Below are 12447 nucleotides of genomic sequence, written 5' to 3' on the forward strand. Positions count from 1 at the left end.
TGGACCCGGGCGCCGATCCGAAGCCGTTGCGGATCAAGGGAGTTGAGGGGAGCGCCGGGGTGGGTGACGACGTTGCCGACGAGGCGGATGCGCGGGGCGTCGGCGAGTGCGATCAGGGCGACGTTGTAGGGGGCCTGGGCGGCGTAGTCGGGGAGGAGGGGCGGGTGGGGGACGACGTACGACCAGATGCGGCCCCGCCCTGATGTAGGCCGCCAAGTGGACTCGAACGACTGGCAGTTCGGGCAGCAGGGGCGGGGCGGGAAGCGGGGTTCGGCGCAGGACGCGCAGGTCTGGACGCGGAGTTCGCCCTGCGCCGCGTACTCCCAGAAAGGGGCGCCGTCGGCGTCGTGGAGCGGGGTCAGCATGGATGGGGCTCCTCAAGTCCTGTGCGGGAGAATGCCTTCGGGAGGATCACGTCCTCAGCAGCAGCGCGGAGGTGGGGACCCCCTCGCCCGCGGTGACCAGGCAGGTCGCGGCGCCGGGGACCTGCGCGGTGCTGGTGCCCCTGAGCTGCTTCACCCCCTCGTTGATGAGGTTGAAGCCGTGCACGTACGCCTCCGAGAGGCCACCGCCGCCCGTGTTCACCGGGAGCCGTCCGCCGAGTTCCAGCGCACCGCCCTCGGTGAACGCCCCGCCCTCGCCGCGCCCGCAGAATCCGTAGCCCTCCAGGGAGAGCGGGACCAGTGGGGTGAACGCGTCGTAGATCTGGGCGACATGGACGTCCGCCGGGGTGAAGTCGGCCTGTTTCCACAGGTGTCGGGCTGTCGCCCAGGAGGGTCCGGTGAGCGGGTTGTCGTTCCAGTAGTTGACCATCCCGTGGTGCTGGGCGGGCAGGCCCTGGGCGGCGGAGTGGATGTAGACCGGGGGGCGGCGGCAGTCGCGGGCCCGTTCCGCCGAGACCACCACGCAGGCCAACGCGCCGTCCGTCTCCAGGCAGTTGTCGAACAGGCAGAGGGGTTCGCTGATCCAGCGCGAGGTCATGTACATCTCGCGGGTCAGCGGGCGGTCGTACATGATCGCGGCCGGGTTCTGGTTCGCGCGGTTGCGGCAGGCCAGGGCCACGTTGAAGAGGTGGTCGCGGGTCGTGCCGTACTCGTGCATGTGGCGGCGGGCCAGCATTGCGATCTCGTCGGCGGGGCGGAGCAGGCCGAAGGGGCGGGTCCACTGGGCAGGGGTGGGGAGTTGGGCCGTCGTGTTCGTCCAGGGGCGGGGGCCGCTGCCGCGTTTGCGGGAGCGCCAGGCGACGCCGACGCTCGCCTGTCCGGCGGCTATCGCGGTGGCGAGGTGGGCGACGGTGGCGCACGAACCGCCGCCGCCGTAGGGGGACTTGGCGAAGAAGGTGAGGTCGCCGAAGCCGACCGCCTTCGCGAGTTCGACCTCGTCCGTCTCCTCCATCGTGAACGAGGCGACCGCGTCCACCTCGCCGGGGGTGATCCCCGCGTCGTCGAGGGCGGCGAGGACGGCTCGGCACGCGAGTGTCCTCTCGTTCTCGGGGAGTTGCTTGGCGAACGGCGTCTGTCCGATGCCGACGATGGCTGTCGCGTCCTTGAGTCCGGCCATGTCCCCCTCCCGATCAGATCTGCTGACAGTCCGTCAGATTACCGCTAATCTGACGGACCGTCAGCTACTGTCTTCCGTCTCATCCGAGGCCGTTCATCCGGAGGCCGTTCATGGAGTGGCAGAGCATTCCCGCGCTGGTGCGCTGGGCCGCCGAGCGGTTCGGGGAGACCGAGGCCGTGGTGGACGGGCGGGTGCGGGTGTCCTACCGGGAGTTGGGCGAGCGGGTCGAGCGGGCGGCGGCGGCCTGTGGGGCGGCGGGGGTGCGGGTGGGGGACCGGGTCGGGATCTGGGCGCCGAACTCGCTGGAGTGGGTGGTCGCCGCGCTGGGGGCGGTGTCGGCCGGGGGTGTGCTGGTACCGCTCAACACCCGGTTCAAAGGGGGTGAGGCGGCGGACGTGCTGCGGCGGAGTGGGGCGCGGCTGCTGTTCGTGACGGGGACGTTCCTGGGGACGTCGTACGTCGCCTCGCTGCGGCGGGCCGCGGGGGACGGGGTGGGGGAGGGGCCGTTGCCGGGGCTGCCGGAGCTGGCGGAGGTGGTGGTGCTGGCGGAGGACGCGCCGCTGGGGTTCCGGACGTGGAAGGAGTTCCTGGTGGGCGGGGAGGGGGCGGGGGAGGACGTAGGTATTACGGGTATTACGGGTACTGCGGGTGGCCGGCCGGGCGGCACGGGTACTACGGGTACTGCGGGTGGCCGGCCGGGCGGCGCGGGTACTACGGGTATTACGGGGTCCTCCCCCTCCGACATCATCTTCACCTCAGGTACTACGGGTAGCCCCAAGGGTGCCGTCATCACCCACGAGCAGACCCTGCGCGGCTACGACGCCTGGAGTGAGCTGGCGGGGCTGCGGGAGGGGGACCGGTACCTGATCGTGAACCCCTTCTTCCACACGTTCGGCTACAAGGCCGGGGTGATCGCCTGTCTGACGCGGGGCGCGACGATGATCCCGCAGCCGGTGTTCGACGTGACGACCGCGCTGGCGAACATCGCGGCGGAGCGCGTCACGGTGCTGCCCGGCCCGCCCACCCTCCACCAGTCGCTCCTGGACCACCCGGCGCGGGAGTCGTACGACCTGTCGTCGCTGCGGCTGGTGGTGACGGGCGCGGCCGTCGTGCCGCTGCGGCTCGTCGAGCGGCTGCGGGACGAGCTGGGGGTGGCGACGGTGCTGACCGCCTACGGGCTCTCCGAGGCGAGCGGCATCGTCACGATGTGCCGGCGCGGCGACGAGCCGGAGGTGATCGCGACGACGTCGGGCCGGGCGATCCCCGGGACGGAGGTCAGGGTGGTGGACGCGGCGGGTGCGGAGCTGCCGTCCGGCAGGCCGGGGCAGGTGCTGGTACGGGGGTTCAACGTCATGCGCGGGTACTACGGGGAGGACGCGGCGACCCGGGAGGTGATCACGCCGGACGGCTGGCTGTGTACCGGAGACGTAGGAGTCCTGGACGAGGCCGGGAACCTGCGGATCACCGACCGGATCAAGGACATGTTCATCGTCGGCGGTTTCAACGCGTATCCGGCCGAAATAGAGCAACTCCTCGGGCTGCATCCGGCCGTCGCGGACGTCGCCGTCGTCGGCATACCGGACGCCCGCCTTGGAGAGGTCGGCAAGGCGTATGTGGTCCGGCGGGCCGGTGCTGTGGCCACCGGGGACGATCTCATCGCCTGGGCACGACGGGAGATGGCGAACTACAAGGTGCCCCGAGTGGTGGAGTTCGTGGGCGAGTTGCCCCGGAATGCAAGCGGCAAAGTGGTCAAGGGGCGGCTGCGCGGCTGACGTCGAGGATTGCCGAAAACAGCCGTAGCCGCTTGTGCCGGGACCTCCTTCGCTGTGGGGAGTGTGTGAGGGGCCCGTGCACTCCCGTGAGCCGCCGTGTGATCGGTGTTTCCCGTTGCTGACGGGTCCTGTGCCAGCAGGGCAAACTGAGCTGGTCAACAGGAGCGCCCAGGGAGACCTCGATGGACGACCGAGTACCGCGCGTGCCGGGACAGGGACGCCATGACCCCTCGCCGGACGAGGAGGACGTGGCCGGTCTGAGATTCGGCGTGCTCGGACCGGTACGGGCCTGGCGGAACGGCGATCCGCTGCCCACCGGGTCTCCCCAACAGCGCGCCGTGCTCGCGACGTTGCTCCTGCGCGAGGGGCGCACGGTGACCGCCGCCGAGCTGATCGACGCGGTGTGGGGCGAGGACCCGCCCCCGCAGGCGCTCGCCGCGCTGCGGACGTACGTCTCCCGGCTGCGTAAGGTCCTCACCTCGCGCATGCTGGTCAGCGACGCCGGAGGATACGCGCTGCGGGACCCGTCCGGCCCGATCGGCTTCGACCTGACGATGGCTCAAACCCTTTCCGAAGAAGCCGAGAAGGCGTGGGCCGCCGGTGACGTACGCGCCGCGCGGGACAAGCTGAACCACGCGCTCGGCCTCTGGGAGGGCGAGACGCTCGCGGGCGTGCCCGGACCGTACGCGGAGTCGCAGCGGGTCCGGCTGGAGGAACTGCGCCTCAAACTCATCGAGAACCGCCTCGACCTGGACCTCGAACTCGGCCGACATGCCGAAGCCGTCGCGGAGTTGACCTCCCTCACCGCCGAACACCCGCTCAGAGAACGGCTGCGCGAGCTGCTCATGCTGTCGCTGTACCGAAGTGGCCGCCAGGCAGAGGCACTTGCCGTGTACGCCGACACCCGCCGCCTGCTGGCCGAGGAACTCGGCGTCGACCCCCGTCCCGGTCTGCGCGAGCTTCAGGAACGCATCCTGCGCGCCGACCCCGCGCTCGCCGAACCGGAGACGCCGACCGCCGAAACCCCCGTCGTCCGTATTCTGCCCGCTCAACTCCCCGCTTCGGTACCGGATTTCACGGGACGGGACGCACTCACCCGGGAACTGGGGGAAGTGCTCCGCTGGGAGTCCGGGGACGAGCACCGGGTGATGGCCGTCTCCGCCGTCGCCGGGATCGGCGGTGTGGGAAAGACGACGCTCGCCGTGCACGTCGCCCACCAGGTCCGATCCGCCTTCCCCGACGGCCAGTTGTACGTCGACCTCCAGGGCACGAGCCCCCGCCCCGCCGAACCCCAGGCCGTCCTCGGGGCGTTCCTGCGCGCCCTCGGCACCGCCGACCCGGCGATCCCCGACTCCCTCCAGGAACGCTCGGCGCTGCTGCGCTCCCTGCTCGACGGCCGCCGCGTCCTGGTCCTGCTCGACAACGCCCGCGACGCCGCCCAGATACGGCCGTTGCTGCCGGGGACGGCGGGCTGCGCGGCCCTCGTCACCTCCCGGAGCCGCATGGTGGGCGTCGCGGGCGCGCACCTCGTCGACCTCGACGTCATGGCGCCGGACGAGGCGCTCGCCCTCTTCATGCGCATCGTCGGAGCCGAACGCGTCGTCTCCGAACGGGAGTCGGCGCTCGACGTCGTCGCCGCGTGCGGATTCCTGCCGCTCGCGATCCGCATCGCCGCCTCCCGGCTGGCCGCCCGCCGGACCTGGACGGTCTCTGTCCTCGCGGACAAACTCGCCGACGAGAGACGCAGGTTGGACGAACTCCAGGCCGGAGATCTCGCCGTGAAGGCGACGTTCGAGCTGGGCTACGGGCAGTTGGAGCCCGCGCAGGCCCGCGCTTTTCGGCTGCTCGGACTAGCCGACGGGCCTGACATCTCGCTCGCCGCCGCTGCCGCCGTGCTGAATCTGCCGCTGGACGACACAGAGGACCTGCTGGAGTCCCTCGTCGACACCTCGCTCCTCGAATCGGCGGCGCCCGGCCGCTACCGCTTCCACGACCTGGTCCGCCTCTATGCTCGCGCGTGCGCCGAGCGCGACGAACTCCTCGCCTGTGAAAGGGAGTCGGCGCTCACCCGGCTGCTGGACTTCTACCTCGCGACGACCGCCGGGGTGTACGCGGTCGAGCGGCCCGGTGACCGGCTCGTGGAGCAACTGGAGGAAACTGCCTACCCCGGGCTGCACTTCGAGGACCGGCACGACGCGCAGGACTGGCTGTACGCCGAGGCGGGCGCGCTGCTGTCCTGTGTACGGCAGTCCATCGGGGACGGCCGACTGCGCCGGGCCGTCGACCTGTTGTGGGTCGCGAAGGACCTCGCGGAGTCCGGGGCGAACGCCCGCGAGTACGAGGTCGCCGCCAACGAGGCGCTCCAGCAGGCCCGTTCGGCGGGCGACCGGCACGCACTCGGGCGGGCGCTGATCACGCTGACGGACGTCCACCTCGTCGCGGGGCGCTTCGACCGGGCCGACGCCGCCGCCGTCGAGGTGCTGCGGATCACCGAGGACGCCGACGACCCCGTGGCACGCTGCTGGGCGCCCAACGCCCGGGGGATCATCGCCCTTTACCAGGGCCGGCACGAAGAGGGCGAGCGGCATCTCACGCTCGCGTTCGACAACTTCCGCGCCAACCGGAACAGGGCGGGCGAGGCGAGTGTCCTGTGCAACCTCTCCCGGATCCACCTCGCGACCGGCCGCGTCGACAGCGCGGTGACGCTGGCCCACCAGGGCATCGGCATCTACGACCAGACCGGCAACGCGCTGCGCGGCGCCAACGGACGGTACGCGCTGGGGCTCGCGCTCACCGAGAGCGGACTGCTCACGACCGCCGGGGACATCCTGCGTGACGCCCTCGACGTCTTCCGCGACAGCCGCCAGCGGCTCTGGGAGGGCATGACCCTCTTCCGGCTCGCCGAGGTCGACCTCGCCGCAGGCCGCCCCGCCCAGGCCGCCGCGGGCGCCGACCTCGCGCTCACCGCCCTGCGGGGGATCGGCGGGGCGTGGCGCCGGGGGCTCGTCCTCACGGTCCTCGGTCGGGCCCTCAGCGGGCTGGGGCAGGCCGGCCGCGCGCACGTGTGCTGGACCGAGGCGCTGTCGATCTACGAGGAGCTGAGGGCGCCGGAGGCGGAGGAGGTACGGGGGCTGCTGGAGTTGTCGGTGGCGGCGTAGGGGGCTGGGGTACCTGAGAGCTAGGGGGCTGGGCTCTGCCTCTTCGGGGCAGGCCACGCCGGCCCCTCACGCCAACCTGACCGACCGACCCCTCACGCCAACCCTGACCGGCCCCTCACTCCACCCCGACCAACCCCTCACGCCAACCCCGCCGCGATCGCCCGCCGTACCGCGTCCGCCCGATCCCGGATGTCCGCCTTGGCGAACAGATTGTTGATGTGCGTCTTCACGGTCGCCTCGCTCACGAACAGCTTCTCCGCGATCGCCCGGTTGGGCAGACCCCGGCCGATCAGGCTGAGCACCTCGCGCTCGCGGGGCGTGAGGTCCGCGGGCAGCGCCTGCGCGGACGCCGTCGGCTGCGCGCGGACGGTCGCCAGCAGCCGGTCTTGGACCTCCCGGTCCAGCACGGACTGGCCCGCGGCGGCGGCGCGGATCGCGCGGACGATGTCCTGGCGTCCGGCGTTCTTCGTCAGGTAGCCGCGGGCGCCCGCGCTGAGGGCGGCCAGGATCGAGTCGTCGTCCGCGAACGTGGTGAGGACGACGACGGCCACGCCGGGGTGTTCGTCGCTCAGCCTGCGGGTGGTCTCGATGCCGTCCAGCACGGGCATGCGCAGGTCCATCAGCACGACGTCCACCGGCCCGGCGGCGACCGCGTCCAGGACGCCGTTGCCGTCCTCGGCCGCCGCGACGACGTCGATGTCCTCGGTCAACTCCAGTACCGCCGCGAGCGGTTCGCGGACGGCGGCCTGGTCGTCGGCGACGACCACGCGCAACGGGCGGGAGTTCTCGGTGGGTTGACTCATCGCGGGATCACTGCCTCCACTTGCCAGCCGCCTTGGTCGGGTCCCTCGGCCACCGGGCCAGCGGTGAGGGTGCCGCCCAGCAGAGCGACGCGTTCACGCATGCCGATCAGCCCCATTCCGCTGCCGACGCCCGGGTTCACCGTACGGGTCGCGGGCCGGTTGCGGATCGTCAGCGTCGTCGCGGAGGCCGCCGTCGAGGAAGCCGCTGTCGCGAAAGCCGCCGTCGAGGAATCGGTCGTACGGGTATCCCCGAAGGCCAGCTCCACCCGCACCTCTCCACCCGGCGCGTGCCGCGCGGCGTTCGTCAGGGACTCCTGGGCGATCCGCAGCAGGTTCTGGGTGACCCCGGCGGGTAGCTCCACGGGGGTACCTCTCAGGGTCAACGCGTCGCGGTGGCCGGACGACTCCAGCATCGCCGTCAGGGTCTCCACCAGGGGGAGCGAGTCCTCACGCAGCGCGTGGACCGTCCACTGTGCCTGCTTCAGGCTCTCCTTGACGAGGCTGTGGGCCTTGTCGTTGGCGGCCCTGACCTTCTCCAGGTCGCCGGTGTCGAGCAGCGCGTCGGCCAGTTCCAGCTGCATGTTGATACCGGCCAGCGAGTGCGCCAGGACGTCGTGGACGTCCCGGGCGATCCGGCCGCGTTCGGCGAGGACGGCGGCCTGTGCCTCGGCCCGCGCGGCGCGCTCCGCGCTCTCCGCCGCCGACAACGCGGCCTGCACGGCCCGGTGTTGGGCGCGGTTGAGGATCCCGATCAGGACCGGCGCGCAGGTGGTGAGACCGACGGCCCAGGGCAGCGTCTGGTGGCCGGGGCCGAACTCGAAGTACAGGACGCCGCCGCAGAGCAGCCCGCAGGCCGGTGCCAGGACGAGGGCCTGCCGGGTCGGTAGCCGGTACCCGATGTGGCCGCACAGGAAGAAAGCGAAGAGGTAACCGCTTCCACTGCGGCTCGCCCCGATCAGCGCGGCTGCCGCGAGGACGCCCAGCGACAGCCAGACGACGGCGGCCCGTGGCGGGACCTTGTGCTGGGGGAGGCCGCGGGCCAGCAGCGCAGCGCAGTTCAGTACGTACAGGACCGCGACCGCCAGGCCCTGCCCGCTGATGCCCATCGGCCGGATCGTGAGGGCCCCGCTGACGATCACCGCCGCGGTCAGGGCCCACTGCACCCGGGGGTCCCGGCCCGGGACCGGCCGGGGCGGGACCTGTTGGGTGGAGGTGGCGGGCACGGCCAGACCATAACTCACGGCCGGGCCGAGACACGGTGCGAGGCGGGGGTGGACTTCGTGGCGGGGGAGGGCTGCTCGGCGGGGGTGGGTAGTCCGGCAGAGTTACGCCGTCCGGCGGGGGTGCGCCGTCCGGCCGTCAGCATCCGGCTGCGGACGAAGATCGTGGCCAGCCGGGTGACGACCTCGGTGAGCGCCATCAGGACGAACGCGGCGACCCACGCCTGGCTGCTGGTGATGTGGTGGACGAGGCTGAACCGCGCGACGTCGTCGGCGCCGCCGTGCTCCGTCCACAGCTGGAAGCCCATCCGGGCGCCCATGCCGAGCACCCACAGGGCCGCGGAGACCGCGCCCGCCTTGATCAGGACGTGCTCGCCGGCGATCCGGACGCGGGTGTAGACGCCGCCCGCGACGCCGAGCACGGCGCCCGCGCCCATGAGCGCGCCGACGAGTACCAGGTCGTTGCCGGCGGTGGGCACGGAGTCCAGGTACGTGTGGGCCACGAAGGCCACGATCCCCAGCGGGATCAGGAACGTCTTGAGGTCGAGCCGTCCTTCGCGCAGTTGCCGGAAGACGACGAGGATGAGGGCGATGTCGGTGATCCACTCGGTCGTTGTCATGCCCTCAAGCGTGCTGTCGACGGGCCCGCGACGCCTGCACCCAGGGGTGGAGTCCGGGGTGGAGAAACAGCCGGCCGGGCGCGTTGCTGCGCCGGCGCCGGGGATTGCCTCTGGCATGTGGCGGCCGGCGTTCATGGAACGTTTATCGGCCTCTGACATGCTCTTACCAACGAACGGCCGGACCAGGGGGGAACGGCCGGAGTCGTTCAGAGCCCGTCCGGCGACAACTCGGGGGAGTAGCCGGACGGGCGTCCCGCTCCACGGGGGAGCCTGGGGGGACGGCGGGGACGGCCGCGGTGGCACGGAGGGGGAGTCGCCGCGGCCGAGGAACCCCCTCCTGCACGGTAGCTGACGATCCGTCAGATCGGCGCTACCGTGGCCGACATGGAGACCACGACAGAGTTCCCGCTGATCATCTCCGTCGACGACCACACCGTCGAACCCGCGCGCGTCTGGCAGGACCGCCTCCCGAAGAAGCACCTCGACACCGGCCCGCGAGTCGTCCGGGCGCCCCTGAAGGAAATGACTTTCCTGGGTGGGCGGTTCAAGCCCGTGATGGGTGAGCGGGGCGACGACGGGCCGGTCGGCGACTGGTGGCTCTTCGAGGACCTGCAACGCCCGCTGACCCGCCTCGACACGGCCGTCGGCTTCAGCCGTGACGAGATCCGCCTGGAGGTCATCACCTACGACCAGATGCGGCCCGGCTCCTACGACGTCCCCGCGCGGCTCGCCGACATGGACGTCAACCACGTGCAGTCCGCGGTGTGTTTCCCCACCTTCCCGCGCTTTTGCGGACAGACCTTCACCGAGGCGAGCGACCACGAGCTCGGGCTGCTGTGCGTGCGCGCGTACAACGACTGGATGGTGGAGGAGTGGTGCGGTCCGCAGGCCCGCGGCCGTCTCGTACCGCTCACCCTGATCCCGTTGTGGGACGCCGAGTTGGCCGCCGCCGAGGTCCGCCGCAACGCCGCACGCGGGGTCCGTGCGGTCGCCTTCTCCGAGATTCCGCCCCACCTCGGCCTGCCGTCCGTCCACTCCGACGCCTGGGACCCCTTCCTCGCCGCCTGCGACGAGACGGGCACCGTCATCGCCATGCACATCGGCTCCAGCAGCCGCATGCCGTCCACCTCCGAAGACGCGCCCCCTGCGGTCGGTTCGACCATCACCTTCGCCAACTGCTGCTTCTCCATGGTGGATTGGCTGATGAGCGGCAAGTTCGAGCGCTTCCCCAACCTCAAAGTCATGTACGCCGAGGGGCAGATCGGCTGGATCCCCTACATCCTGGAGCGCGCCGACATCGTCTGGGAGGAGAACCGGGGCTGGGGCGGCGTCGCCGACAAGGTCCACCGCCCGCCGTCCGAACTCTTCGCCGACCACGTCTACGGCTGCTTCTTCGACGACGCGTTCGGCCTGCGCAACCTCGACTCCATCGGCGTCGGCAACGTCCTCTACGAGACCGACTACCCCCACTCCGACTCGACTTGGCCCAAGTCGAGGGAGGTCGGCGAGGCACAGATGGGCCACCTCGACACGGACGTGGTCGACCGCATCGTCCGCCGCAACGCGATCGACCTGCTCGGGCTGACCCCCGACGGCCTCTGGCCGGGCCCGAAATGACCCGGCGCCTCGCCTACGGCATCCAGCTCCCCGTCCAGTCCCAGAGCCGCATCTACGTCGAACCGTGGGAACTCGACGCAGGGCCGGGAGAGTTGGTGGCGGTCGCACAGGCCGCCGACGACGCGGGGTTCGCGTACGTCGCCTGCTGTGACCACGTCGCGATCCCCCGTCGCCTCGCGGACGCGATGGGGACGGTCTGGTACGACCCCGTCGCCACCCTGGCCCACCTCGCCGCCGTCACGACCCGCGTCCGGCTGCTCAGCCACGTCGCGGTCGCCGGGCTGCGGCACCCCCTGCTCACCGCCAAGCAGTACGCCACCCTCGACCACCTCTCCGGCGGCCGACTGATCCTCGGGGTCGGCGCGGGGCACGTCACGGAGGAGTTCGAGGCGCTCGGCGTCGACTTCGAACGCCGGGGAGCCGTGCTGGACGAGACCCTGGACGCGCTGCGCGGCGCGCTGGGGCCGGACGAATTCGTCGGCCACCACGGCAAGTTGTACGACTACGACGACCTGGGCCAGCGTCCTCGCCCGGCTCAGCCGCACGTTCCCGTCTGGGTCGGCGGTTCCTCACCCGCTGCCGTCCGCCGCGCCGCGCTCAAGGGGGACGGCTGGCTGCCGCAGGGCGATCCGCGTGAGCGGCTGCCCGGGCAGATCGCGGCGATCCGGCAACTGCGTCCGGATCTCGGGGAGTTCACCGTCGGGGCCATCGCCGAACCGCTGTACGTCGGGACGCCCGGCTGGGACGTCGGCCGGCGGGCGCTCACCGGGAGCCCCGGGGAACTGGCCGCATCGCTCAGTGAGTACGGGGAGTTGGGGGTGGGGCAGGTCCAAGTCAGGTTCAGGAGCCGGTCGGTCGGGGAACTGGTCGATCAGATCGGCGCGTTCGGCGCCGAGGTGGCCCCTTTGCTGGGTCCTGTGAGCCAACTCTCTTGAATCTTTGAACATGTCCGCGCCGGTCAGCGTATGTACGAACGTACGGACGTCGCTGTTCTGGCGGAAGGACCCCACGGTGCGCTCCTCGGAAAGGCTCTCCGTAGCTCTGGCCTGCGCGGAAGGCGCCAGTTGGCCGCACGCCGACTGGCCCGCGCCCGACGACTCGTACGTGGGCCGGGTGTGGCGGATCGCGCCGCCCTACGGGGAGTTGGCCGACGCGCCGCTTGACGTCGTCCTGCTGAGCTGCGCCGAACCCGCCCGCGACCTACCGGAGTTGACGGGCGCCCTGGCCGGGCGGGGGGTGCCGGTGATCGTGGTGAGTGGGCGGCGGGACGTCGAGACGGTCGTCGAGGTGTTCCGCGGCGGGGCGGGCTATCTGGTCGACGGCGACTACTGCGCCTGCATGCTCTCCTCGGCCGTGATGGCGGCCACCGTCGGCCACACCTACCTGTCCCCGGCGGCCTGCGCGGCACTGCGGGAAGGGGCCCGCGAGGCGCCCGCCGGAGGGGATGCGGTGGAGCGCCTGCGGGCCCTCCTCTCGCCGCGCGAACGGCAGATCATGGAGCTGCTGTCGACCGGGCTCGGCGCCCAGGAGATCTCGCTGCGCCTGCGGCTGTCCGAGAAGACCGTGCGCAACAACCTCAGCAACATCTACGCGAAGCTCGACGCGCGGGGAGGCACGGACGCGGTCCTGCGCTGGCTGGGTGCCACGCCGGTGCTCCGGGCCTGAAGAAGACCGTTCCCGGCAATGCCCGTGCAGGC

General features: G+C 71.6%; 10 protein-coding genes. 5 read left to right on the plus strand and 5 right to left on the minus strand.

The genetic code is table 11. The annotated features are described in order from the left end of the window. The coding region (locus ACVNF4_RS00360) for a Zn-ribbon domain-containing OB-fold protein (protein WP_461800564.1) at positions 1–365 on the minus strand (365 nt) is incomplete at its 3' end. A gap of 46 nt (positions 366–411) precedes the next feature. After that, positions 412–1560: a lipid-transfer protein gene (locus ACVNF4_RS00365; RefSeq protein WP_461800565.1), complete on the minus strand. Its 1149-nt coding sequence runs from the start codon at positions 1558–1560 to the stop codon at positions 412–414. A 110-nt stretch (positions 1561–1670) separates the two neighbouring features. On the opposite strand from ACVNF4_RS00365, the gene ACVNF4_RS00370 reads away from it, so the two are divergent. Further along, positions 1671–3332, plus strand: a complete 1662-nt coding sequence (locus ACVNF4_RS00370) for a fatty acid--CoA ligase family protein (protein WP_461800566.1) — start codon at positions 1671–1673, stop codon at positions 3330–3332. 182 nt (positions 3333–3514) lie between these two features. Then, positions 3515–6490 (plus strand): AfsR/SARP family transcriptional regulator, encoded by a 2976-nt coding sequence (locus tag ACVNF4_RS00375; RefSeq protein WP_461800567.1) that lies wholly within the window; start codon positions 3515–3517, stop codon positions 6488–6490. 137 nt (positions 6491–6627) lie between these two features. Here ACVNF4_RS00375 and ACVNF4_RS00380 read toward each other — a convergent pair whose 3' ends face one another. From ACVNF4_RS00380 to ACVNF4_RS00390, 3 genes are all read right to left on the minus strand, one after another. After that, the gene (locus tag ACVNF4_RS00380) at positions 6628–7293 is read right to left on the minus strand and encodes a response regulator transcription factor (protein WP_461800568.1); all 666 of its coding nucleotides are present in this window, start codon (positions 7291–7293) and stop codon (positions 6628–6630) included. After that, positions 7290–8456, minus strand: a complete 1167-nt coding sequence (locus ACVNF4_RS00385; protein ID WP_461800612.1) for a sensor histidine kinase — start codon at positions 8454–8456, stop codon at positions 7290–7292. The genes ACVNF4_RS00380 and ACVNF4_RS00385 overlap by 4 nt, the downstream gene beginning before the upstream one ends. Before the next feature lie 74 nt (positions 8457–8530). Next, positions 8531–9133, minus strand: a complete 603-nt coding sequence (locus tag ACVNF4_RS00390) for a hypothetical protein (protein WP_461800569.1) — start codon at positions 9131–9133, stop codon at positions 8531–8533. Between the two features lie 384 nt (positions 9134–9517). Between ACVNF4_RS00390 and ACVNF4_RS00395 the strand changes: the two genes are divergently transcribed. The 3 genes from ACVNF4_RS00395 (at position 9518) to ACVNF4_RS00405 (ending at position 12415) form a co-directional block, all read left to right on the plus strand. After that, positions 9518–10750 (plus strand): amidohydrolase family protein, encoded by a 1233-nt coding sequence (locus ACVNF4_RS00395; RefSeq protein ID WP_461800570.1) that lies wholly within the window; start codon positions 9518–9520, stop codon positions 10748–10750. Continuing rightward, positions 10747–11685 carry a TIGR03619 family F420-dependent LLM class oxidoreductase gene (locus tag ACVNF4_RS00400; protein ID WP_461800571.1) on the plus strand — a complete coding sequence of 313 codons (939 nt, stop codon included), beginning with the start codon at positions 10747–10749 and terminating at the stop codon, positions 11683–11685. The genes ACVNF4_RS00395 and ACVNF4_RS00400 overlap by 4 nt, the downstream gene beginning before the upstream one ends. Before the next feature lie 76 nt (positions 11686–11761). Beyond that, positions 11762–12415, plus strand: a complete 654-nt coding sequence (locus tag ACVNF4_RS00405) for a LuxR C-terminal-related transcriptional regulator (protein WP_461800572.1) — start codon at positions 11762–11764, stop codon at positions 12413–12415. The last annotated feature ends 32 nt before the right edge of the window (positions 12416–12447 follow it).

The sequence above is a fragment of the Streptomyces sp. S6 genome (assembly GCF_054880855.1).

What these genes read in the sequence shown, in the direction of transcription:
- ACVNF4_RS00365 (WP_461800565.1), bottom strand. Translation starts at nt 1,560, where the DNA reads ATGGCCGGACTCAAGGACGCGACAGCCATCGTCGGCATCGGACAGACG.
- ACVNF4_RS00370 (WP_461800566.1), top strand. Translation starts at nt 1,671, where the DNA reads ATGGAGTGGCAGAGCATTCCCGCGCTGGTGCGCTGGGCCGCCGAGCGG.
- ACVNF4_RS00375 (WP_461800567.1), top strand. Translation starts at nt 3,515, where the DNA reads ATGGACGACCGAGTACCGCGCGTGCCGGGACAGGGACGCCATGACCCC.
- ACVNF4_RS00380 (WP_461800568.1), bottom strand. Translation starts at nt 7,293, where the DNA reads ATGAGTCAACCCACCGAGAACTCCCGCCCGTTGCGCGTGGTCGTCGCC.
- ACVNF4_RS00390 (WP_461800569.1), bottom strand. Translation starts at nt 9,133, where the DNA reads ATGACAACGACCGAGTGGATCACCGACATCGCCCTCATCCTCGTCGTC.
- ACVNF4_RS00395 (WP_461800570.1), top strand. Translation starts at nt 9,518, where the DNA reads ATGGAGACCACGACAGAGTTCCCGCTGATCATCTCCGTCGACGACCAC.
- ACVNF4_RS00400 (WP_461800571.1), top strand. Translation starts at nt 10,747, where the DNA reads ATGACCCGGCGCCTCGCCTACGGCATCCAGCTCCCCGTCCAGTCCCAG.